General features: G+C 70.0%; 18 protein-coding genes and 1 pseudogene. 7 read left to right on the forward strand and 12 right to left on the reverse strand.

The annotated features are described in order from the left end of the window. The first annotated feature begins 123 nt into the window (after nucleotides 1–123). A complete protein-coding gene (locus OG866_RS28045) occupies nucleotides 124–1,707 on the forward strand; it encodes a beta-N-acetylhexosaminidase (protein WP_329338888.1) in 1,584 nt (527 codons plus the stop codon). Between the two features lie 131 nt (nucleotides 1,708–1,838). Here OG866_RS28045 and OG866_RS28050 read toward each other — a convergent pair whose 3' ends face one another. The 10 genes from OG866_RS28050 to OG866_RS28095 form a co-directional block, all read right to left on the reverse strand. After that, nucleotides 1,839–3,611 (reverse strand): IucA/IucC family protein, encoded by a 1,773-nt coding sequence (locus tag OG866_RS28050; RefSeq protein WP_329338890.1) that lies wholly within the window; start codon nucleotides 3,609–3,611, stop codon nucleotides 1,839–1,841. Further along, on the reverse strand, nucleotides 3,608–4,153 hold the full coding sequence (locus OG866_RS28055) for a GNAT family N-acetyltransferase (RefSeq protein ID WP_329338892.1): 546 nt from the start codon (nucleotides 4,151–4,153) through the stop codon (nucleotides 3,608–3,610). The genes OG866_RS28050 and OG866_RS28055 overlap by 4 nt, the downstream gene beginning before the upstream one ends. Continuing rightward, a complete protein-coding gene (locus tag OG866_RS28060; protein WP_329338894.1) occupies nucleotides 4,150–5,427 on the reverse strand; it encodes a lysine N(6)-hydroxylase/L-ornithine N(5)-oxygenase family protein in 1,278 nt (425 codons plus the stop codon). The genes OG866_RS28055 and OG866_RS28060 overlap by 4 nt, the downstream gene beginning before the upstream one ends. After that, nucleotides 5,411–6,853 (reverse strand): lysine decarboxylase DesA, encoded by a 1,443-nt coding sequence (gene desA, locus OG866_RS28065; protein ID WP_329338896.1) that lies wholly within the window; start codon nucleotides 6,851–6,853, stop codon nucleotides 5,411–5,413. The genes OG866_RS28060 and desA overlap by 17 nt, the downstream gene beginning before the upstream one ends. A gap of 203 nt (nucleotides 6,854–7,056) precedes the next feature. Then, the gene (locus tag OG866_RS28070) at nucleotides 7,057–7,923 is read right to left on the reverse strand and encodes a siderophore-interacting protein (protein WP_329338897.1); all 867 of its coding nucleotides are present in this window, start codon (nucleotides 7,921–7,923) and stop codon (nucleotides 7,057–7,059) included. A 118-nt stretch (nucleotides 7,924–8,041) separates the two neighbouring features. Next, complete coding sequence (locus OG866_RS28075) at nucleotides 8,042–9,091, reverse strand: ABC transporter substrate-binding protein (RefSeq protein ID WP_329338898.1); 1,050 nt, start codon at nucleotides 9,089–9,091, stop codon at nucleotides 8,042–8,044. Nucleotides 9,092–9,277: 186 nt separating this feature from the next. Next, nucleotides 9,278–10,438 (reverse strand): acyl-CoA dehydrogenase family protein, encoded by a 1,161-nt coding sequence (locus tag OG866_RS28080; RefSeq protein ID WP_329338900.1) that lies wholly within the window; start codon nucleotides 10,436–10,438, stop codon nucleotides 9,278–9,280. Between the two features lie 6 nt (nucleotides 10,439–10,444). Beyond that, the gene (locus OG866_RS28085; RefSeq protein ID WP_329338902.1) at nucleotides 10,445–11,377 is read right to left on the reverse strand and encodes a hydroxymethylglutaryl-CoA lyase; all 933 of its coding nucleotides are present in this window, start codon (nucleotides 11,375–11,377) and stop codon (nucleotides 10,445–10,447) included. Then, nucleotides 11,374–13,296, reverse strand: a complete 1,923-nt coding sequence (locus tag OG866_RS28090; RefSeq protein WP_329338904.1) for an acetyl/propionyl/methylcrotonyl-CoA carboxylase subunit alpha — start codon at nucleotides 13,294–13,296, stop codon at nucleotides 11,374–11,376. The genes OG866_RS28085 and OG866_RS28090 overlap by 4 nt, the downstream gene beginning before the upstream one ends. A gap of 11 nt (nucleotides 13,297–13,307) precedes the next feature. Beyond that, nucleotides 13,308–14,924, reverse strand: a complete 1,617-nt coding sequence (locus tag OG866_RS28095; RefSeq protein ID WP_329338906.1) for a carboxyl transferase domain-containing protein — start codon at nucleotides 14,922–14,924, stop codon at nucleotides 13,308–13,310. 95 nt (nucleotides 14,925–15,019) lie between these two features. On the opposite strand from OG866_RS28095, the gene OG866_RS28100 reads away from it, so the two are divergent. From OG866_RS28100 to OG866_RS28120, 5 genes and pseudogenes are all read left to right on the forward strand, one after another. Then, nucleotides 15,020–15,613 carry an SACE_7040 family transcriptional regulator gene (locus OG866_RS28100; protein WP_329338908.1) on the forward strand — a complete coding sequence of 198 codons (594 nt, stop codon included), beginning with the start codon at nucleotides 15,020–15,022 and terminating at the stop codon, nucleotides 15,611–15,613. 122 nt (nucleotides 15,614–15,735) lie between these two features. Further along, nucleotides 15,736–16,893 carry an acyl-CoA dehydrogenase family protein gene (locus OG866_RS28105; RefSeq protein ID WP_194075874.1) on the forward strand — a complete coding sequence of 386 codons (1,158 nt, stop codon included), beginning with the start codon at nucleotides 15,736–15,738 and terminating at the stop codon, nucleotides 16,891–16,893. Between the two features lie 51 nt (nucleotides 16,894–16,944). Beyond that, complete coding sequence (locus OG866_RS28110) at nucleotides 16,945–17,817, forward strand: acyl-CoA thioesterase (RefSeq protein WP_329338911.1); 873 nt, start codon at nucleotides 16,945–16,947, stop codon at nucleotides 17,815–17,817. Nucleotides 17,818–17,823: 6 nt separating this feature from the next. Continuing rightward, nucleotides 17,824–18,072: pseudogene (locus OG866_RS28115) on the forward strand (acyl-CoA thioesterase II); the annotation flags it as partial. Between the two features lie 25 nt (nucleotides 18,073–18,097). Then, nucleotides 18,098–19,090 (forward strand): cation diffusion facilitator family transporter, encoded by a 993-nt coding sequence (locus OG866_RS28120; protein WP_329338912.1) that lies wholly within the window; start codon nucleotides 18,098–18,100, stop codon nucleotides 19,088–19,090. A 4-nt stretch (nucleotides 19,091–19,094) separates the two neighbouring features. Here OG866_RS28120 and OG866_RS28125 read toward each other — a convergent pair whose 3' ends face one another. After that, nucleotides 19,095–19,886 (reverse strand): phosphatase, encoded by a 792-nt coding sequence (locus OG866_RS28125; RefSeq protein ID WP_329338914.1) that lies wholly within the window; start codon nucleotides 19,884–19,886, stop codon nucleotides 19,095–19,097. A gap of 62 nt (nucleotides 19,887–19,948) precedes the next feature. After that, the gene (locus OG866_RS28130; protein ID WP_329338916.1) at nucleotides 19,949–21,427 is read right to left on the reverse strand and encodes a PucR family transcriptional regulator ligand-binding domain-containing protein; all 1,479 of its coding nucleotides are present in this window, start codon (nucleotides 21,425–21,427) and stop codon (nucleotides 19,949–19,951) included. A 123-nt stretch (nucleotides 21,428–21,550) separates the two neighbouring features. Here OG866_RS28130 and OG866_RS28135 point away from each other — a divergent pair, with 123 nt between their 5' ends. Next, nucleotides 21,551–23,008, forward strand: a complete 1,458-nt coding sequence (locus OG866_RS28135) for a sodium:solute symporter (RefSeq protein ID WP_329338918.1) — start codon at nucleotides 21,551–21,553, stop codon at nucleotides 23,006–23,008. The last annotated feature ends 19 nt before the right edge of the window (nucleotides 23,009–23,027 follow it).

Genomic DNA, 23,027 nt, shown 5'->3' on the forward strand with positions numbered 1-23,027 from the left:
CGTCACGGCAAGGTGTGGACCGTAGTGGTACGGCCTGTGAACGCGCTGTGCACTTCCGTACCGGGCCGGTTACCCGGCAGAGTGGTCTGCACCAATCCTGGGTGGACCATGAAGGGGGCGCAGGTGAGACGGAAGCGCAGAACGACTCCCCGTACGACCCGAGTTCTGGGTGCGTTGCTGCTCGTGGCGGTGGGCTCGCTCACTGTGGGTGCGGCGCCGGCGCCCGCCGGGGCCACACCGCTCGACCAGGTGATTCCGGCGCCCACGAAGGTGACGCCGGGCGGATCGCCGTACCGCATCACGACGAAGACCCGTATCGGTGTGGACGGCTCGCGGGAGGTGCGCCGGGTCGGCGAGTACCTCGCGGGGGTGCTCCGACCGTCCACCGGCTATCGGCTGCCGGTGCGTGCGGGGCACGGCGGGGACATTCAACTGCGGCTCGCCAAAGGCCCGTTCGGTGCCGAGGGGTACCGGCTCGACAGCGGGGCCAAGGGGGTCACCATCACCGCCGCGCGGCCCGCCGGACTCTTCCACGGGGTGCAGACCCTGCGGCAGCTGCTGCCGGCGAAGGTCGAGAAGGACACCGTGCAGTCCGGCCCGTGGCTGGTCGCGGGCGGCGCCGTCACCGACAGCCCGCGGTACGGCTGGCGCGGTGCCATGCTCGACGTGTCCCGGCACTTCTTCACCGTGGACCAAGTGAAGCGGTACATCGACCAGTTGGCGCTCTACAAGGTCAACAAGCTGCATCTGCATCTCAGCGACGACCAGGGCTGGCGCCTCGCGATCGACTCCTGGCCGCGCCTCACCACCCACGGCGGCTCCACACAGGTCGGCGGCGGCCCCGGCGGCTTCTACACCAAGGACGACTACCGGGAGATCGTCCGCTACGCCACCTCCCGCTATCTGGAGGTCGTCCCCGAGATCGACATGCCGGGGCACACCAACGCGGCGCTCGCCTCGTACGCCGACCTGAACTGTGACGGCGTGGCGCCACCGCTCTACACGGGCACCGACGTCGGCTTCAGCTCGCTGTGCGTCGGCAAGGACCGCACCTACGACTTCGTCGACGACGTGATCCGGGAGCTGGCCGCGCTCACGCCGGGGCGGTATCTCCACATCGGCGGGGACGAGGCGCACTCGACCAGCCATGAGGACTACGTCACGTTCATGGACCGGGTGCAGCCGATCGTCGCCAAGTACGGGAAGACCGTGATGGGTTGGCATCAGCTCACCGGGGCGACTCCGGCGAAGGGGGCCGTGGCGCAGTACTGGGGACTGGACGACACCAGCGCCGAGGAGAAGGCGCAGGTGGCCAAGGCCGCGCAGAACGGTACGGGGGTTGTTCTGTCGCCCGCCGACCGCGTCTACCTCGACATGAAGTACACCGCGGACACGCCGTTGGGGCAGGACTGGGCCGGGCTGGTGGAGGTGCGGCGGTCGTACGACTGGGATCCGGGCGACTATCTGCCGGGGGTGCCTGGTTCAGCTGTGCGGGGGGTCGAGGCGCCGTTGTGGACCGAGACGATCGTGACGTCCGCGGACCTCGAGTACATGGCGTTTCCGAGGCTGGCGGGGGTGGCCGAGCTGGGGTGGTCGTCGGCTGCGACGCATGACTGGGAGCGGTACAAGGTGCGGCTTGCTGCGCAGGCTGAGCGGTGGGAGGCGTTGGGGATCAGCTATTACCAGTCGCCTCAAGTGCCCTGGTGATTCGGTGCGGGCCGGTGGGGGGCTGGTCGCGCAGTTCCCCGCGCCCCTTTAGGGCGTTGCCGCCAAGATCACCTGAATAGCTGACGGATGCCCCGGGGGACCGTACCCCGGGGCACCCGCCTGTCCGTGGGTCAGAACCCGGCGATCGGGTTCTTCAGGTTGCCGACCAGTTGGAGTGCGCCCGCCGGGTCTGCCAGGTCCACCATCTGCTTGTTGTCGCGCAGTTGGAGGCGGTTGAGGCAGGACAGGGCGAACTCCGGGGCGAACATGTCGTACCGCTGGAACTTCTCGGCGAGTTCGGGGACCGAGGCCTGGTACTCGCGGGTGATGTCCGCGACCGTCCGCCAGAAGTCGTCCTCCTCCAGGATTCCCTCGGTGGCGAGGTTCGCGGCGAGGAAGCGGAAGAAGCAGTCGAAGACGTCCGTGAAGACGGAGAGGAGCTTCTTGTCCTCCGGCACGTCCACGCGGAGGCGTTCGACGGTCGGCGGGAGGACCGCGTCGACGTCCATGACGGCGATCTCCTCGGCGATGTCCTTGTAGATCGCGCGGGTCACCGCGCCATCCTTCAGGGCCAGGATCACGTTCTCGCCGTGCGGCATGTAGACCAGGTCGTAGGCGTAGAAGCTGTGGAGGAGCGGGGTGAAGTACGCCGTGAGGTAGCGGCGCAGCCACTCCACCGGTGTCAGGCCCGACTGCTCGATCAGGGCGCCCGCGAAGGAGTTGCCCTCGTGGTCGACGTGGACCAGGGACGCCATCGTCGCCAACGACTCCCCGTCCTGGAGGGAGGCGACCGGGCTCTCGCGCCACAGCGCGGCCAGCATCTTGCGGTACGGCGAGTAGCGGTCCGTCGCCGCCTCGTACTCCAGGTGGCGGTAGCCGACGGCCGCGCGCTCGCGGATGATCGACAGCCCGGTGGCCTTCAACACCGGGTCGTTGTCGATGAGTTGGGCCAGCCAGTCGTTGATGGCCGGGGTGGCCTCCATGTACGCCGCCGAAAGGCCGCGCATGAAGCCCATGTTGATGACGGACAGGGCCGTCTTCACATAGTGCTTCTCGGGGTGGGAGGAGTTGAAGAAGGTCCGGATCGACTGCTGGGCCAGATACTCGTCGTCGCCCTCGCCCAGGCAGACGAGGTGGCGGCGGGCGACCTCGGCGGCGAAGGTGACGCTGAGCTTGTTCCACCATTGCCAGGGGTGGACCGGGATGAGGAGGTAGTCGGCGGGGTCGAGGCCCTGGGCGGTGAGCGTGGCGTGGAAGCGGTCGACCGTCGCCTCGCCCAGCTCGTCGCGCACGAAGGTCTCGTACTCGATCCCGACACCCGCGGTGAAGGCCGCCCGCGAGCGGTGCGCGGCCAGCCAGACCAGGCGGACCGGGCTTGCCGTCTCGGGGGCGTACGACAGGTACTCGTGGATGCCGAAGCCGAGCCGGCCGTTGTTGGCGACGAAACAGGGGTGGCCCTCGGTCATGCCGGTCTCGATGGCCTGGAAGCCGCTGCCGACGAGCTCCGCCACCGGGATCTGCGGCTTGGTGAGCTTGTAGCAGGTGCCGGAGAGGGTGGAGGAGATCTCCTCCAGGTACACCGGCAGGATCTCGTCGCTCAGGCCCAGCGACTTCCTCAGCTCGATGAAGAAGTCCAGAGCGGCGAGGGGGCGGTCGACGCCGTCTCGGTGACGGGAGATCGAGTCGGCGTCGACCTGCCAGTGGTCGAGGGCGCGGCGGGTGGCGGTGAACCCGTAGCGGGTCAGACCGTCGTCGCTGCGGACCTCGAAGCGGCCGTCGGCGGTGGCCTCCGGCGTGATGAGCCGCTCGTGCGCGAACTCGGCGAGAGCCTTGCGGATGAGGAGGCGGTTGGCCTTCTCCCAGCGCTCGGGGGAGAGGTGGGCCACGGAGTCGGCGAGGGTCATGCGGGCACCTCCGTCGCTGCGAAGAACCGCTCGCGGGTGCAGAAGCTGAGCAGAGCCCTCTTCTCCGGCTTCTGGATCTCCCGCTCGGGCACGAATCCGACTGCCTCGTTGAGGGCGTGGACGGCCTTGTTGGAGACGTCCGGTTCGACGACGACCCGCTCGACGGCCGGGTCCTCGAAGAGTTGGGCCATGACGGCGGTGATGACGGACCGGGTGAAGCCGTGGACCGGGGTGTCGGTCGCGGGGGTGAGGAAATGCATGCCGACGTCACCCGGCAACGGCTCGTACAGGCCCACCAGTTCACGGTGGGCGGGGTCGTACTTCTCCATCAGGAAGACGGGGACGCCGTACTCGTCGAGACCCAGCAGCGCGTGGTGGTGCTCGTCGGCGGCTATCTCCATGTACGCCCGCTCGACGTCCTCCAGTTTCGCGTCCTGCATCATCCAGAACGCGGCCTTGGGGTGGGTGACCCAGCCGTGCAGCAGCTCGGCGTCCTTGAGCGGGTCGAGGGGGCGGAAGGCGAAGGTGCGGGGGGTGGTCATACGGAGAACTCCTGGAACGCGATCGTCTTCTCGACCGGGTAGTACTCGGTGCCGAGCAGCTCACGGATGATGTAGCTGTTGCGGTACGCACCCATGCCCAGGTCGGGCGAGGTGATGCTGTGGGTGTGCACGCCGGCGTTCTGGAGGAAGACGCCGCGGCCGGTGGTGTCGATCGAGTAGTTGCGGGCGACGTCGAAGTTGCCCTGCGAGTCGTAGCGCAGCCGGTCCTTGACGGGGGTCAGGAACTGGGGCTCGGCGTACTTGTATCCGGTGGCGAGGACCAGGCCCTGCGTCTGGAGGTCGTACTCCTTCTCCTGCTCCTCCTGGCGGAAGGAGAGGGTGTACGTGCCGTTCTCGTAACGCGCGCTGTTCAGCGCGGAGTTGGTGAGCAGCCGGGTGGGGACGGGCCCGCCGAGGTTCTTCTGGTAGAGCAGGTCGAAGATCTCGTTGATGAGATCGCCGTCGATGCCCTTGAACAGGCCCTTCTGCTGGGCCGTGAGCCGGTAGCGGGTGGCCTCGGGCAGCTCGCGGTAGTAGTCGATGTACTCCGGGGAGGTCATCTCCAGCGTGAGCTTGGTGTATTCGAGGGGGAAGAAGCGGGGGGAGCGAGTCACCCAGTTGAGGCGGTAGCCGTACACGTCGATCTCGGCGAGGAGGTCGTAGTAGATCTCGGCGGCGGACTGCCCGGAGCCGACGATCGTGATCGACTCCTTCTTCTGGAGCTCCGCCTTGTTCTGCATGTAGCGGGAGTTGTGGAAGAAGTCACCGCCGAGGCCGCGTACGGCCTCCGGGTAGTGGGGGGAGGTGCCGGTGCCGAGGACGAGATGACGGGCGCGGAAGACGTCACCCGCGGTCGTCGTGACGACGTACACGCCGTCCTCGTACGTCACTTCGGCGACCGTCGTGCTGAAGCGGACGCTGCTCAGCTTGTTCGCGGCCCAGCGGCAGTAGTCGTCGTACTCGACGCGCAGCGGGTAGAAGTTCTCCCGGATGTAGAACGAGTACAGTCGGCCCTTCTCCTTCAGGTAGTTCAGGAAGGAGTACGGCGAGGTCGGGTCGGCCAGCGTGACCAGGTCCGACATGAACGGCGTCTGGAGGTGGGCGCCTTCGAGGAACATGCCCGCGTGCCATTCGAAGTCGGGCTTCGACTCCAGGAAGACACCGTCGAGTTCGTCGATGGGCTCGGTGAGACAGGCGAGGCCGAGGTTGAACGGGCCGAGCCCGATGCCCACGAAGTCGTGGGTTTTGGTCGGGGTTTCAGGACGCGCGGTCAAGGGACTCTCCCAGGTACTGCTCGGCGTGGCCGGCGATCAGGTCGAGGACGGCGGCGATGTCTTCGGTCGTCGTCTCGGGGTTGAGCAGGGTGAACTTCAGGTAGTGGCGGCCCTGGACCTTGGTGCCCGCGACCACCGCGTCGCCGGAGGCGAACAGGGCCTTGCGGGCGTAGAGGTTGGCGCGGTCGATCTCGGCGGGATCGGTCACGGCTGCCGGGATGTAGCGGAAGACGAGGGTGGAGAGCGTCGGCTCGACCACGACGTCGTAGCGCGGGTCGGCGGCGAGGATCTGCCAGCCCTCGGCGGCCAGGTCGCAGACCTCGTCGAAGAGCTGCCCGATGCCGTCGGCGCCCATCGTCCGCAGCGTCACCCACAGCTTCAGGGCATCGAACCGGCGGGTGGTCTGAAGGGACTTGTCGACCTGGTTGGGGATGCGCTCCTGCACCATGCGCTTCGGGTTGAGGTACTCGGCGTGGTAGGTCGCGTGGCGGAGCGTGGCCGCGTCGCGGACCAGGACGGCGGACGAACTCACCGGCTGGAAGAAGGACTTGTGATAGTCGACGGTGACCGAGTCGGCGCGCTCGATGCCGTCGATCCGGCCGCGGTACTTCACCGAGGCGAGCAGTCCGCAGCCGTACGCGGCGTCGACATGCATCCAGGTGCCGTACTGCGAGCACAGCTCGGCGATCTCGGGCAGCGGGTCGATGGAGCCGAAGTCGGTGGTGCCGGCGGTGGCGACGACGGCCATCGGCACGAGACCGGCGGCCTTGCAGCGCTCCAGCTCATGGGCGAGCGCGACGGTCTGCATCCGCTTGTTCTGGTCGACGGGGATGGTGACCACGGAGTCGGGGGAGAGGCCGAGGAGTTTGGCGGACTTCTTGACGCTGAAGTGGCTGACCTCGGAGGCGAAGATGCGCAGTTTGGCCGTGGTGTCCGTCTTCGCTTCCTCGCGGGCGAGCAGCAGCGCCTGGAGGTTGGACTGGGTGCCGCCGGAGGTGAACACGCCGTCGGCGGCCGGGCCGAGGCCGATCCGGGCGGTCGTCCAGTCGATGAGCTTGCGCTCGATGAGGGTGCCGCCGGCCGACTGGTCCCAGGTGTCCAGGGAGGAGTTGACCGCGGACAGGATCGCCTCGCCGAGCACGGCCGGGATGACGACCGGGCAGTTGAGGTGGGCGAGATAGCGGGGGTGGTGGAAGTAGACCGCGTCGCGGAGGTAGACGTCCTCCAGCTCGTCGAGCACCGCGCCGGTGTCCAGCAGCGGCTTGTCGAGGTCGATCGCGTCGATGGTCGGGGCGAGGGCGTCGACGGTGACACCGGTGAACGGACGGTCGGTGGCGGCGAGTTTGGCTGCCACCCGCTCGATACCTTCGGTCACGGAGCGGCGGTACTGCTCCGCGGTCGTGTCATTGAGCAGGTGCGAGCGCATGGTGGGGGTCCTCCGGTGGGGAGCAGTCCGTGCGGGTCGGACGGGGGTGGGGACGCGATCTTCGCTTCACGTTCCCGTGGTCTTGAGCGTCGGTCTCGCTTACTTAGGTTAGCCTAACCTAAGTAACTTGGATCAAGCGCGGCATCAACCGTGACTACGGTCACTTCGACCGCAGTTGGCACTCCCGTTGGTTGCGTCGGGGACTACTCGGCGGCGCGGAGCTGTTCCTCGGTCATCCCTTGCCGCCAGTACCCGACGAAGGTGACGCTCCGGCGGTCGATACCGCGCTCGCCGACGAAGTGCCGGCGCAACTGCTTCACACAGCTCGACTCGCCCGCGATCCACACGTACGGGCGCTCGGCGGCCGGGAGTTGGGCCTCGCGGAGGGTGCCGAGGGCCATGGGGGACCCCTCGGCACCCTCCTGATCCCTGACGAACCAGGTGATCTCGGCGTCCGCCTCGGTCACCAGGTCCTGGATGTCGGCGGCGTGCTGCACCTCCAGCCACACCCGGGCACGGGTGCCGGCCGGCAGGGACTCGACGATCGAGGAGACGGCGGGTACGGCGGTCTCGTCGCCCCAGATGAGGGTGAGGTCGGTGCCCTGCGGCGGCCGGAACCGGATGGCACGGTTGTCGGCGATGGCGGGGCCGAGGAGGAGGACTCGGTCCCCGGCGGCGGCCCGCGCGGCCCAGCGGGAGGCGGGTCCGGCCGGCGTGGTGGCGCCGGGCTCCACGCCGTGCAGCACGAAGTCGATGTCGATCTCGGTGGTACGCCCAAGGGCGTCGCGCCGCAGCGCGCGGAGCGTGTACGACCGCATCACGGCCCGTACGTCATCAGGGAGTTCACGCCACGCCTGCCACCAGCCGTCGCCGAGCTCGATCGGAACACGGGGCTCGGTCCGCCCCTCGGCGGGGATGAAGAGCGACAGCGACTGGTCGCACCCGTCGGAGCAGAACTCCCGCAGCTCGTCCCCACCGAAGGTGACCCGGACGAGAGACGGCCCGAGCCGCAGCGTTCTTACGACCTGGAGAGAGAAGAAGCGGAACGGTGCGGCGACGGCGGTGGTCATGAGGGGTGCGCTCCTGAGTTGGCAGGGGGGCAAGGTTTTTTGCTTTTCAGGGGCGCGGGGAACTGCGCGACCAGCCACAACGGGCCCGCAGTCGCCCCGCAACATCAGCCCCGTTTTTTCAGCTGACCTTCTTCGCGTTCTCAAGCGCCTCGGCGAGCGTCTCAAGAAGCGGCGTGCACTTGTCGTACGACAGAATCGGCTCCGGCGAACGGGAGATGACCTGCCCCGCCTTCACCGCGGGCAGCTTCTTCCAGGTCGCCTCGGTGATGTCGGCCGGCTGAATGGTCGACGACCGGTCGTCCATCATGATGATGTCGGCCTTGTACTTGTCGACGTTCTCCCAGCTCAGCGACTCGTACCAGCCGCCACCCTCGGCCTTGGACTTCTCGGAGGGCTCGACGAAGTTCACGCCGAGGGCCTTGAAGTACTCCAGGTCGATGGAGAGGTTGGTGCCGGAGACGTAGAAGATGTCCTGGCTGGCGGAACCGGCCATCACCTTGATGTTCGGCTTCGCCTTCGCGGCGGCGCGCAGCCGGGTCGCGGCGGCCTCGAACTTCTTCTTGGCGTCGGTGACGGTGGCGGCGCTCATGTCGGCGCCGAGGGACTCGGCAAGCTCCCACATGCGCTGCAACGGCTCGGTGATCTGGCGGTCGTAGACGGAGATGCCGACGCTCGGGGCGAGCTTGGCGATCTTGTCCTTGGAGGCGGCGGGGACGTACCAGAGGGTGCCGGCGTCGTCGAACATCGTGGTGATGAGGACGTCCGGGGCGAGGGCGGCGTACTTCTCGACGTTGAACTGGTCCCAGACGTTGCCGAGGATCTCGACCTTGGAGATGTCCATGTCGCCGGCCTGGACGTCGGCCTTGCCGTCGGTGGTCTTGGTCGGGCCGAAGACGCCCTTCACGGAGATGCCGTAGTCGAAAAGCGCGGCGGCGACGCCGGTGAAGGCGACGATGTTCGCGGGGATCTTGTCGAGCTTGACCTCGGTGCCGCGGTCGTCCTTGAACGTCCAGGGACCGGACTTCTCCGCGGCGGCGGTCTCCTCGCCAGAGCCACCGCTTTTCGCGTCGTCGTCACCGCAGGCCGCGAGCACGGCACCGAGGCCGAGGGCGCCGCCCGCGGCGAGGATGCCGCGGCGGGTGAGGTGAGTGACTCTGGCGTTGGGCATGGTGAGGCTGCTTTCGAACGGGGCGAAGCGCCCGCCGGACAAGTTCGAACGTAGGTTAGCCTAACCTCAGATCTTGTCCAGGGGGCGGGGGCTACGACCGAACCTCGGCGACCACCGGTGAGCGAACCGGAGCCCCCGGGCCCGGTTATGGGCTCCGGGGGCTCCTGTGGCGTATCGGCCCGGGACTCAGCCGACCAACCCCAACTCCCGAGCGATCAGCATCCGCTGTACCTCACTCGTGCCCTCGCCGATCTCCAGGATCTTGGAGTCGCGCCACATGCGGGCCACCGGGTACTCGTTCATGAAGCCGTAGCCGCCGTGGACCTGTGTGGCGTCTCGGGCGTTGTCCACCGCGATCGTCGAGGAGTAGAGCTTGGCGAGGGCCGCCTCCTTCTTGAAGGGCTCGCCCGAGACCAGCCTCGATGCGGCGTCGCGCCAGGCGAGGCGGGCCGTGTGGGCCTTCATCTCCATGTCGGCGATCTTGAACTGGATGGCCTGGTTGGCGCCGATGGGCTTGCCGAAGGCGTGGCGTTCCTTGGCGTACTTGACCGACTCGTCCACACAGCCTTGCGCCAGGCCCGTGGCCAGGGCCGCGATCGCGATGCGGCCCTCGTCGAGAATCCTCAAGAACTGGGCGTAGCCTCGGCCCTCCTCGCCCAGGAGGTTCGCCGCCGGGACGCGGACGTCGACGAACGACAACTCCCGGGTGTCCGACGCGTTCCAGCCGACCTTCGAGTACGGCGCCGCCACCGTGAAGCCCGGCGTGCCCGACGGGACGATGATCGACGAGATCAGCGGCTTGCCGTCGGGCTTGCGGCCCGTCACCGCCGTCACCGTCACCAGGCCCGTGATGTCCGTGCCCGAGTTGGTGATGAAGCACTTCGTGCCGTTGATCACCCATTCGTTCGTGGCCGGGTCCAGCTTCGCCGTCGTGCGCGTCGCGCCCGCGTCGCTGCCGCCGTCCGGTTCCGTCAGGCCGAACGCGCCCAGGGTCTCGCCCGCGCAGAGGCGGGGCAGCCACTCCCGCTTCTGGGCCTCCGTGCCGTAGAGATGGAGGGGCATCGCGCCCAGGGAGACCCCGGCCTCCAGCGTGATCGCCACCGATGAGTCGACCCGCGCCAGTTCCTCCAGGGCGATGCCGAGCGCCAGGTAGTCGCCGCCCATGCCGCCGTACTCCTCGGGGAACGGCAGTCCGAACAGGCCCATGCGGCCCATCTCGCGGACGATGTCGTACGGGAACTCGTGGTGTTCGTAATAGTCGGCGATCTTGGGAGCGACTACGTCATGCGCGAACTCCTCCACCGTGCGGCGGAGTTCTTCGAGTTCGGGGGAGAGTCGGTGGTCCATCGCGGGTCACTGCTCCTTGTGGGACAGGGCTCGAACGGTGCGGGACGGGCTGGGTCGGCCCAGGTGGTCGGCCATCCAGGCGCTGGTGGCGACTAGACGGCCGAGGTCGACTCCGGTGTCGATGCCGAGGCCTTGCAGCATCCACACGAGGTCTTCGGTGGCGAGATTGCCGGTGGCGGACTTGGCGTACGGGCAGCCGCCGAGGCCGCCGGCGGAGGCGTCCACCGTGGTGACGCCGTGCACGAGGGCCGCGTAGGTGTTGGCGAGCGCCTGCCCGTACGTGTCGTGGAAGTGCACGCCGAGCACGGACGTGGAGACGCCCTCCTCGTTCAACGCCCGCAGCAGCGCCCGCACATGGCCCGGGGTCGCCACGCCGATCGTGTCGCCCAGGCTCAACTCGTCGCAGCCCATGTCGAGCAGCGCCCGGCAGACCCGGACGACCTGCGGGACCGGCACCGCGCCCTCCCACGGGTCGCCGAAGCACATGGAGAGGTAGCCGCGGACATGGAGGCCCGCCTCCTTCCCGCGCGCCACCGTCGGCTCGAACATGGCCAGCGCCTCGTCCATCGTGCGGTTGAGGTTGGCCTTCGCGAACGACTCGCTGGCGCTGGCGAAGACGGCGATCCGGGTCGCCCCCAGCGCCAGGGCGCGCTCCAGGCCGCGTTCGTTCGGGACCAGGACCGGGAGATCCGCCTCCACCTCGGCCAGCCGCGGGAACAGCTCCTCGGCGTCCGCCAGTTGGGGCACCCACTTGGGGTGGACGAAACTCGTCGCCTCGATCGTCGTCAGGCCCGCGCCGGCCAGGCGGTGGATGAACTCCGCCTTGACGTCCGTCGGGACGCTCGACTTCTCGTTCTGTAGACCGTCGCGCGCGCCGACCTCGTGGATACGGACGCGGGTCGGCAGGCCCGCCTCCGGTACGACCATGGGGAGTGTCATGTCTCGTCCTCCACGGGGGTGATGACGGCCAGCACCTGGTCCATCGCGACCGTCGCGCCCGGCTTGACGTCCAGTTCGGCGACCGTGCCCGCGTGCGGCGCGGAGATGACGTGCTCCATCTTCATCGCCTCCACCACCAACAGGCTCTGGCCCGCCGCCACTTCGTCCCCCACGGCGACCTTCACCACCGTCACCGTCCCCGGCATGGGCGCGGTCAGCGAGTCGGCGCCCGCGTGGGCCGCGCCGGACAGGGACGCGGCCACCGGGTCGTGGTCGCGTACGTGCCAGGCGTCGCCGTCGCGACCGAGCCAGTCGGCGGCCCGGTGGAAGGTGTGCCGGACACCGTCCAGCAGCACGCTCACCCGGTCGTCCGTGACGGTCGCCGCGCCGCGCGGGGTGTACTCCACCGGGTCCTGGACGCGCAGATGGAAGGCGACCGGCTTGGGGGTGCCGCCCAGGCGCCAGCCGCTCGGCACGGAGAACGGGTCCGTCCAGCCGTCGCCGTCTTTGCCGCGGGGCTTCAGGGTCTCCAGGCGTACGGCCGCCGCGGCCTCGTAGACCTCCTCCGGTACGTCCGTGGCGACCAGACCGTCCACCTCGCGCTCCACCAGCCCCGTGTCCAACTCGCCGGCCACCACCGCCGGATGGGCCAGGAGGCGGCGCAGGAAGCCCGCGTTGGTCTGCACGCCCAGCGTGACGGTGTCCGCGAGAGCCGCGCGGAGCTTGCGGATCGCCGTCGCGCGGTCGGGGCCGTACGCGATCACCTTGGACAGCATCGGGTCGTAGAGGCTGCCGACCTCCACGCCCTCGCTGAGCCCGGAGTCCGTGCGGACACCGTCGCCCTGCGGCTCGTGCAGCCTCACCACCGTGCCTCCGGAGGGGAGGAAGCCGCGCGCGGGGTCCTCGGCGCAGATGCGCGCCTCGACGGCGTGCCCGGTGAGCCGTACGTCGTCCTGCCCGAACGGCAGCGGTTCACCCGCCGCCACCCGCAGCTGCCACTCCACCAGGTCCAGGCCGGTGATGAGCTCGGTGACGGGGTGTTCCACCTGGAGACGGGTGTTCATCTCCATGAAGTAGTAGGAGGAGGGGTCGTTGCCGGGGACGATGAACTCCACCGTGCCCGCGCCCCGGTAGCCGCAGGAGCGGGCCGCCTGGACCGCCGCCTCGCCCATCGCCGCGCGCGTGGCCTCGTCCAGGAGGACCGACGGGGCCTCCTCGATGATCTTCTGGTGGCGGCGCTGGAGCGAGCACTCGCGCTCGCCCAGGTGGATGACGTTGCCGTGCCCGTCGGCCAGGACCTGGATCTCGATGTGCCGGGGGCGGTCGATCCACCGCTCGACCAGGAGCGTGTCGTCGCCGAAGGAGGCGCGGGCCTCGCGGCGGGCGGCGGCGATCTCGTCGTCCAGCAGCTCCAGATCCCGCACGAGCCGCATGCCCTTGCCGCCACCGCCGGCCGAGGGCTTCAGCAGGACCGGAGCGCCCAATTCCTGAGCGGCGGAGGCCAGTTCGGGGTCACGGCCGCCGGGCACCACCGGCACCCCCGCCGCGTCCACCGTCTCCTTGGCGCGGATCTTGTCGCCCATGAGGGAGATGGCCTCGGCGGGCGGGCCGATGAAGACCAGCCCGGCATCGGCGCACGCGCGGGCGAAGGCGGCGTTCTCGGCGAGGAAGCCGTAGCCGGGGTGGACGGCCTGGGCGCCCGTCGACAAAGCGGCCTCCAGCAGCCGCTCGACCGACAGATAGCTCTCGGCGGCCGGTGCCGGACCGAGCCGTACCGCCGTGTCGGCCTCCCGGACGTGCCGGGCGTCCGCGTCGGCGTCGGAGAAGACGGCGACGCTCCGGACGCCCAGCGCGCGCAGGGTCCGGATGACGCGGACGGCGATCTCGCCCCGGTTGGCCACGAGTACGGTGTCGAACATGGGTCCCCTCATCACATCCGGAAGACGCCGAACTGGGGGTCACCCAGGGGCGCGTTGGCGCAGGCGGTCAGGGCCAGGCCCAGGACCTGACGGGTCTCCAGGGGGTCGATGACCCCGTCGTCCCACAGGCGGGCCGTCGCGTAGTAGGCATTCCCCTGACGGTCGTACTGCGCACGGATCGGATCCTTGAAGGCATCCTCGTCCTCCGCGGCCCAGTTCTCGCCGCGGGCCTCCAACTGGTCCCGCTTGACGGTCGCGAGGACCGACGCGGCCTGTTCGCCGCCCATCACCGAGATCTTGGCGTTGGGCCACATCCACAGGAAGCGGGGGGAGTAGGCCCGGCCGCACATGGAGTAGTTGCCCGCGCCGTACGAGCCGCCGACCACCACCGTCAGTTTCGGCACGCGCGTGCAGGCGACGGCCGTGACCATCTTCGCGCCGTGCTTGGCGATGCCGCCCGCCTCGTACGAACGCCCCACCATGAACCCGGAGATGTTCTGTAGGAACACCAGCGGGATGCCGCGCTGGTCGCACAGCTCGATGAAGTGGGCGCCCTTCTGGGCGGACTCGGAGAAGAGGATGCCGTTGTTGGCGACGATGCCGACCGGGTGGCCGTGGATCCGGGCGAAGCCGGTGACCAGGGTCTGCCCGAACTCGGACTTGAACTCCGAGAAGCGCGAGCCGTCGACCACGCGCGCGATGACCTCGCGTACGTCATAGGGGGTGCGGGAGTCGACGGGGACGGCGCCGTAGAGCCCGTACGGGTCGATCTTGGGCTCGACGGCCGGCTCGACGGACCACGGCAGGGACCCGCGCGCGGGGAGCGTGGCGACGATGTTCCGCACGATCCTGAGGGCGTGGGCGTCGTCCTCGGCGAGATGGTCGGTGACGCCGGAGACCCGGGAGTGCACCTCGCCGCCGCCCAGCTCCTCGGCGGTGACGACCTCTCCGGTGGCGGCCTTCACCAGGGGCGGGCCGCCGAGGAAGATCGTGCCCTGGTTGCGGACGATCACGGCCTCGTCGCTCATCGCCGGCACATAGGCGCCGCCGGCCGTGCAGGAGCCGAGGACGGCGGCGATCTGGGGGATGCCGGCACCCGACATCCGGGCCTGGTTGTAGAAGATCCGCCCGAAGTGGTCGCGGTCGGGGAAGACCTCGTCCTGCATGGGCAGGAAGGCTCCGCCGGAGTCGACCAGATACAGACAGGGCAGACGGTTCTCCAGGGCGACTTCCTGGGCGCGCAGATGCTTCTTCACCGTCATCGGGTAGTACGTGCCGCCCTTGACGGTCGCGTCGTTGGCGACGATCACGCACTCACGCCCGCTGACCCGCCCGATCCCGGCGATCACACCGGCGGCCGGGGCCTGGCCTTCGTACAGCCCGTCGGCGGCGAGCGGGGCCAGCTCAAGGAAGGGCGAGCCCGGGTCGAGGAGGGTGTCCACGCGGTCGCGCGGCAGCAGCTTGCCGCGCGCGGTGTGCCGGGCACGCGCCTTCTCACCTCCGCCCAGGCGGGCGGCGGCCAGCTTGCCGCGCAGCTCCCCGACGAGTGCGAGGTGCGCCTCCTCGTTGGCCCGCCAGGCCTCCGACGCGGGTTCTGCCGCGCTCGTCAGCTCCGGTGCCTCGTGCATCCTGCGGTCCCCTCACCCAGTGGTCGACTGTTAATGAGCGTTAACCATTTCCTCCAGGTTAACGACCGCTAACCTCCCTGTCTAGAATTGCTTCCATGGCCACCAGAACCGACGCCCCCACCCGGCGCGAGCAGATCCTCAAGGAGGCCGCGCGCCTCTTCGCCGAGCGCGGCTTCCACGGCGTGGGCGTGGACGAGATAGGGGCCGCCGTCGGCATCAGCGGCCCCGGCCTCTACCGGCACTTCGCGGGCAAGGACGCGATGCTGGCGGAGCTGCTGGTGGGGATCAGTGAGCAACTGCTGCGGGGTGCGAGGCGGCGGCTGGCGGACGCGGACGGCTCCGCGGCGGCGGACGTCCTCGACTCCCTGATCGAGGGCCACATCGACTTCGCCCTGGACGATCGCCCCCTCATCACCCTCCACGACCGCGAGCTGGACCGCCTGCGCGACAGCGACCGCAAGCTGGTCCGCCAGCTCCAGCGGCAGTACGTCGAGCTGTGGGTGGAGGTCGTCCGCGAGGTCTACCCGGCGCTGACGGAGCCGACCGCGCGGTCCGCCGTGCACTCGGTCTTCGGCCTGCTGAACTCGACCCCGCATCTGGGACGGCCGGGCGCGCTCCCGGGGCGGGGTGTCACGGCGGAGCTGCTGCACCGGATGGCCCGGGGGGCGTTCGGGGCGGCGGGCGCGTGAGGCCCGTCGCGTGACGAGCGTTACGGGGGTGCGCCTCTGGCGCGTCTTCCTACCGGCCGGTACCTTTGTCTTCTGAGCAAGCGCTTAGACAAGCGATCCTGAGCCAGGTGGAGGTGGCGGCGGTGCGCCGTACGGTGTTCAACGAGGACCACGAGGCGTTCCGGGAGACCCTCCGGGCCTTCATCGAGGCCGAGGTCGTCCCCGTTTACGACGAGTGGTTCGCGGCCGGCCAGGCGCCGCGCGAGTTCTACTACAAGCTCGCCGAGCTGGGCCTCTTCGGCATCAACGTGCCGGAGGAGTTCGGCGGCGCCGGCATCGACTCGTACAAGTTCGAGGCCGTGATGTACGAGGAGACGGCCCGCGCGGGCGTCCACTTCGGCGGCTCCGGTGTGCATGTGCTGCTCGCCCTGCCGTACATCAAGATGCTCGCCACCGACGAGCAGAAGAAGCGCTACCTGCCGAAGTTCGTCTCCGCCGAGGAGATGTGGGCGCTGGCGATGACCGAGCCGGGCACCGGCTCCGACCTCGCGGGCATGAAGACCACCGCCAAGCTGAGCGAGGACGGCACGCACTACGTCCTCAACGGTGCCAAGACCTTCATCACCGGTGGCGTGCACGCCGACCGTGTGATCGTGGCCGCCCGTACCGCCGCCTCCACCGCCGAGGACCGCCGGCACGGCATCTCCCTCTTCGCCGTGGACACCAAGGCCGAGGGCTACTCGATCGGCCGCAAGCTCGACAAGCTGGGCCTGCGCACCTCCGACACCGCCGAGCTGGCGTTCGTCGACGTGAAGGTGCCCGTCGAGGACCTGCTCGGCGAGGAGAACAAGGGCTTCTACTACCTCGGCCACAACCTGGCGTCCGAGCGCTGGGGCATCGCCTTCGGCGCCTACGCCCAGGCCAAGGCCGCCGTCCGGTTCGCCCAGCAGTACGTCACGGACCGCACGGTCTTCGGCAAGCCCGTCGCCACCTTCCAGAACACCAAGTTCGAGCTGGCCGCGTGCAAGGCCGAGGTCGACGCCGCCGAGGCGGTCGCCGACCGCGCCACCGAGGCGCTGGACGCGGGCGAGCTGACCCCGGCCGAGGCGGCCTCCGCGAAGCTGTTCTGCACCGAGGTCGCGCACCGCGTGATCGACCGCTGCCTCCAGCTGCACGGCGGCTACGGCTTCATGAACGAGTACCCGATCGCCCGCCTGTACGCGGACAACCGCGTCAACCGGATCTACGGCGGCACGAACGAGATCATGAAGACGATCATCGCCAAGGACATGGGTCTGTAAGGACATGGGTCTGTAAGGTCCCCGCAATTACTGACCAGTAGAAATGACTGCATGAGTCAGGCACTTCAGGATCTCCTCGATCTGCTCGACCTGGAGCAGATCGAGGAGAACATCTTCCGCGGCCAGTCCCGGCCCGCCATCGTCCCGCGTGTCTTCGGCGGTCAGGTCGCGGCCCAGGCGCTCGTCGCCGCCGGGCGGACGGTCCCCGAGGACCGCCTCGCCCACTCCCTCCACGCGTACTTCCTGCGCCCCGGGGACCCGGGCGCGCCGATCGTCTACACGGTCGAGCGCATGAACGACGGCCGCTCCTTCACCGCCCGCCGGGTCGTCGCCGTCCAGCACGGCCAGCCGATCTTCGCGCTGTCGGCGTCCTTCCAGACGTACGAGGAAGGCTTCGACCACCAGGCCCCGATGCCGGCCGCCCCCGACCCCGCCACGCTCCCCACCTCGCACGAGCGGCTGCGCGGCTACGACCACATCGCCCCCGAGGTCATCGGGAAGTTCCTGGAGGCCCGCGAGGCGATCGACCTGCGCTACGTCGACGAGCCGCCGTACGGGAAGTTCGGCGAGCCGCGCGAGCCGCACTCGCAGGTCTGGTTCCGCACCAACGGCAAGCTCGCCGACGACCCCCTGCTGCATGTCGTCCTCGCCACCTACGTCTCCGACATGACCCTCCTCGACTCCATCCTGCTCGCGCACGGGCGCGGCGGCTGGGCGACCGGGGACGTCGTCGGCGCCTCCCTCGACCACGCCATGTGGTTCCACCGGCCCTTCCGCGCCGACGAATGGCTGCTGTACGACCAGGAGTCGCCGTCCGCGCACGGCGGCCGCGGGCTCGGCCAGGCGCGCATCTACACCCAGGACGGACAGCTCGCCATCTCGGTGATCCAGGAAGGCGTGGTCCGGGCTCCTCGCGCACGCTGAGATCACGTCGACTCCATCCTGCTTGCGCACGGGCGCGGCGGCTGGGCGACCGGGGACGTCGTCGGCGCCTCCCTCGACCACGCCATGTGGTTCCACCGGCCCTTCCGCGCCGACGAATGGCTGCTGTACGACCAGGAGTCGCCGTCCGCGCACGGCGGCCGCGGGCTCGGCCAGGCGCGCATCTACACCCAGGACGGACAGCTTGCCATCTCGGTGATCCAGGAAGGCGTGGTCCGGGCTCCTCGCGCACGCTGAGATCACGTCGGCAACACTGGGGGGCATGACGGCAGCGGAAGCGAAGGCGAAAGCGGCGGAAGCCGAACAGGGCGGCGGCGAGAGCACCTTCACGGTGCTCGTGGCCGCCGTCGCCAACCTCGGGATCGCCCTCGCCAAGGCGGTCGCCGGTGTGATCAGCGGCTCCAGCGCGATGCTCTCCGAGGCCGCGCACTCGGTCGCCGACACCGTCACCGAGGTCCTGCTGCTCACCGCCCTGAAGCGCAGCGAGAAACCCGCCGACGAGGAGCATCCCCTCGGCCACGGCCCCGAGCGCTACATCTGGGCCATGCTGGCCGCCGTCGCCACCTTCGTCGGCGGCGCGGTCTTCTCCCTGTACGACGGCATCCACACCCTCGTCGAGGGCGAGGACCTCGGCGACCCGCTCATCTCGTACATCGTCCTCGGCGTCGCCTTCCTCCTGGAGGGCTACTCGCTGCGGACGGGACTGAAGCAGGCCCGCGGGGAGGCGGCCCGCTTCCGGGCGCCGTTCAAGCTCTACCTCCGCCACACCCCGGACACCGCCGTGAAGGCCGTCGTCCTGGAGGACTCCGCCGCGCTGATCGGCCTCGCGCTCGCCGCGGGCGGACTGCTCGGCGGCCAGCTCACCGGTTCCGGTGTCTGGGACGGGGTCGCCTCGCTGCTCATCGGGCTGTTGCTGCTGTGCGTGGCGTGGGTGCTCGGGCGGTCCAACGCCGAGCTGCTGATCGGCCGTCCGCTGCCGCGGCCGATGCGGGAGCGGATCAGGGCCGAGCTGCTGGCGGTGGAGCACATCGAGGCCGTGCTGGAGCTGACGACCCTGGTCCAGGGGCCGCGCGAGGCGCTGGTCGCCGCCAAGGTCGACTTCCGGGACGTGTCGACGGCGGCCCAGATCGAGTGGGCCTGCGAACAGGCCGAGCTACGGCTGCGGGCCGCGTTCCCCGGCGTGAGCAGGGTCTACCTGGACCCGACGCCGGGGCATGCGCAGCAGCGCACGGAGGGGCTGAACCCCTGGCCGTAGCCGCCTACGGGACGAGGCCGGCCTCCGCCAGCAGATACGCCGTCATCGGGTCGTAGTGGCGCGGGCTGACGACATGGTCGTCGAGGGGGACCGTCACCTGGACGGTGCCCTCCGCCTCGCCGACGAAGAGGGCGGGGTCGTTGCAGTCGGCGTACCCGACGGAGTCCACGCCGTGCTGGGCGGCGTACCCCGCCCAGCCGTGGTCGGCGACGACGAGGTCGGGCAGCGGACGCCCCTCGCGCTCCATGCCCGTCAGGATGGCCTTCATCGGCTCGCCCGAGTGGGTGTGCCACAGCGAGGCGCCGTGCTCCAGCATCGCCACGTCCGCGAACTGCATGACGTACCCCTCCTCCGTCTGGAGCCCCTCCGGGATGACGACGATCTCGCAGCCGGCCGCCCGCAGCGCGGCGGCGGTGGAGTGGTGCACCTCCAGCAGACCGCCCGGGTGACCGGTGGCGAACAGCACCCGCTGCGCTCCCTCGGCGGCCTTCCGCAGCCGCGCCGCCATCCGCTCCAACCCGTCCACCGTCAGCTCGGGGTCGATGGTGTCCTGGCCGTACCGGTACTCGGGATCGTCGTTGACACCCACCCGCTCCGCCATCACCGCGAGCACGTCCTGCTCGTCGCTCCAGCGGTCGCCGAGCTCCAGGCCGAGCCAGTAGTGGCGGTTGCCGTTCGCGAGCTGACGGTAGTGGGAGAGGTTGTTCTCTCGGGGCGTCGCGACGTCGCCCGCGATGCGGGTTCGTACGAGGTGGTCGACGAGCTCGGCGCGGCTGGGAGTCCCGGGTATCGGCATGGGGTCCATTGTGAGGCAGCCCCCTGTGCGCGTGCGGGGTGTCCCGGACGCTGGGACGCGGGTCACTCACGCAGTGCGAACCACAACTCCATGCGTACGTCGGGGTCGTCGAGGTCGGTGTCGAGCAACCCCGCGCACTTGGCGACCCGCTGCCGCACGGTGTTGCGGTGCACGGCGAGTGCCACCGCCGTCCGGTCCCAACTGCCGTGCAGGGACAGCCAGGTGCGCAGGGTGTCCAGCAGGGCGGGGGAGCCGGCGAGGGGCGCGAGGAGGGCACGGGCGTGTGCCTCGGCCTCGTCGGCCGGGACGAGAGCGGCGAGGCCCGGCCGCCCGCCGTGCCGGACCAGGGCGGTACGGGTGGCGTGCGCGCGGGCCAGAGCGCGGGCGGCCTGGGTGTCGGCGAGGGCCCAGTCACGCGGCTCGACGGCGCCACTGACGCCGAGGGTCCAGCCGGCCTGAGGGGCGACCGGCTCCCGCCCGGCGGGCACGAGCACCCGTACGACGTCCTCGGCGAGGTCGACCAGCGGCGAGCCGAGCGCGGCGCCGAGCGCGGAGGCGGACACGGTGTCGGGAGCGGCCGTCTCCCGGGCCCGCGCCTCCGGGGCCGCGTGCACCACCACCCACCGCCCCGCGCCCAGCAGCACCGCCACCTCCTCCGGCCGGCCGCCCAGCAGCAGCCGTACCAGCGCCGAGGACCGGGCCGCTCCCGAGCCGCTCTGGTGCTCGCCGGTGAGGAGGGAGAGCAGGACGGCGGCGACGGAGGCGATGGTGTGGTCGCCGGGTTCGCGGGCGGGGGCGGCCACCCCGAGGACGAAGCCCCGACCGGCGCCGAGGGCGTAGGCGGCGAGATGAACGCCGGCGGCGGTGTGGGTGGCGGAGGTGGGGGTGCCGGGGCCGGAGGGGCGTACGACCTGGGCGAGCTCGGCCAGCGCGTCCCGGGCGGCGTCCGCCACGACGCGCCCCGCCGCCGCGATCTCCGTCCCCTCCGGCCCGTACAGCACCGCCCGCCCGGAGAGCCGCTGCGCCAGTTGCCGCAGCACCGACGGCACCGGATCCGGGCGGGACGCGGCGGCGGCGAGGCTCTGCTGGGCCTCGGTCACGCGCCGGAGTTCGGCGAGGCGGGCCTGGGCCATGAGCTGCCAGACCGCGCGGGCCACACCGGAGAAGGTGGTCTGGGGCGGGACCTCGATCAGGGGGAGTTCATAGGCGTCGCAGGCCGCCACCAGGGCGCGCGGCACGGTGTCGTGCACCGGCGCGAGACCGAAGCCCAGGGCCGCTCCGCCCGCCGCCACGATCCGGGAGACGTAGTCGTCGAAGTACGCCCCCGACCCGGCCGCCTCCGGCACATGCACGCCCGCGGTCAGCAGCAGCTCGCCGCCCAGCAGATACGGGTACGGGTCGGCCATCTCCGAGGTGTGCGCCCAGTGGATGACGGCGGCCGGGTCCACGGGGCCCGCGATCTGCCGCAGCGCGAGGTCCTCGCGGGCCAGCAGTGCGGCCAGCGGGACGGGTGGGGTGGGTGGGACGGCCGGGTCCGGCATGGTGTGCGTTTCCTTCAGTCGGAACGGCCTCGGTGGATGAAACGTACACTTCGCAGCCGCTTTCCGGCCACCTAATGTCGGTGCTCGTCACCCGCCGGCGAGACCCGAGCGAAGGAGGCCCCCATGGCCATCGACTACACAGTCATCGTCGTCTATCTGCTCGGCATGCTGGCCGTGGGCTGGTGGGGCATGCGCCGCGCCAAGTCCAAGAGCGAGTTCCTGGTCGCGGGCCGTCGCCTCGGCCCCGCGATGTACTCCGGCACGATGGCCGCCATCGTCCTCGGCGGCGCCTCCACCATCGGCGGCGTCGGCCTCGGCTACCAGTACGGCCTCTCCGGCGCCTGGATGGTCTTCACCATCGGCCTCGGGCTCCTCGCCCTCTCCGTCTTCTTCTCCGCCCGCATCGCCCGCCTGAAGGTCTACACCGTCTCCGAGATGCTGGATCTCCGGTACGGCGGCCGGGCCGGGGTCATCTCCGGCCTCGTCATGTGGGCGTACACCCTCATGCTCGCGGTGACGTCCACCATCGCCTACGCCACGATCTTCGACGTCCTCTTCGACATGAACCGGACCGTCGCGATCGTCCTCGGCGGCTCGATCGTCGTCGCGTACTCGACGCTCGGCGGCATGTGGTCCATCACCCTGACCGACATGGTGCAGTTCGTCGTCAAGACGATCGGCGTACTGCTCCTGCTCCTGCCCATCGCGGTCGTCAAGGCGGGCGGCTTCGGCGAGATGAAGGCGAAGCTGCCGACCTCGTACTTCGACCCGCTGGGCATCGGCGGCGAGACGATCTTCACGTACGTCCTGATCTATACGTTCGGCATGCTCATCGGACAGGACATCTGGCAGCGCGTCTTCACCGCCCGCAGCGACACGACGGCCAAGTGGGGCGGCACGGTCGCGGGCACCTACTGCCTCGTGTACGCCCTCGCCGGCGCCGTCATCGGCACGGCGGCCAAAGTCCTCTACCCGAACCTGGCCAACGCGGACGACGCCTTCGCGACGATCGTCAAGGACGAACTGCCGGTCGGCGTACGGGGCCTGGTGCTGGCCGCCGCGCTCGCCGCCGTGATGTCGACGTCCTCCGGTGCGCTGATTGCCTGCGCGACCGTGGCCAACAACGACATCTGGTCGCGGCTGCGCGGAAAGGTCACGGGCGGCGAGCGGGACGAGGTGGCGGGCAACCGCGCCTTCATCCTCATCATGGGCGTCGGCGTCATCGGCACGGCCATCGCCCTCAACAACGTCGTCGAGGCGCTGACGGTGGCGTACAACCTGCTCGTCGGCGGCCTCCTCGTGCCGATCCTCGGCGGCCTGCTGTGGAAGCGCGGCACGGTGTACGGCGCGCTCGCCTCCGTGATCGTCGGCGGCCTCGCGGTCGTCGGCCTGATGGCGGGCTACGGCATCCTCGCCAACGAGCCCGTCTACTACGGCCTGCTCTCGTCCCTCGCCGCCTATGTCGTCGTGTCCCTGGCGACCCCCGCGACCGACGAGGCCGTCCTCACCGCGTGGCGCGAGCGGCTGGCCGGCCGCGCCGCCCCCGAACTCGTGTCCGAACCGGTCCCGGCTCCCCAGTAGAGTCGGACAAGAAGTAGTA

Source organism: Streptomyces sp. NBC_00663, assembly GCF_036226885.1.
In the GTDB taxonomy this organism is placed as follows: Bacteria; Actinomycetota; Actinomycetes; order Streptomycetales; family Streptomycetaceae; genus Streptomyces.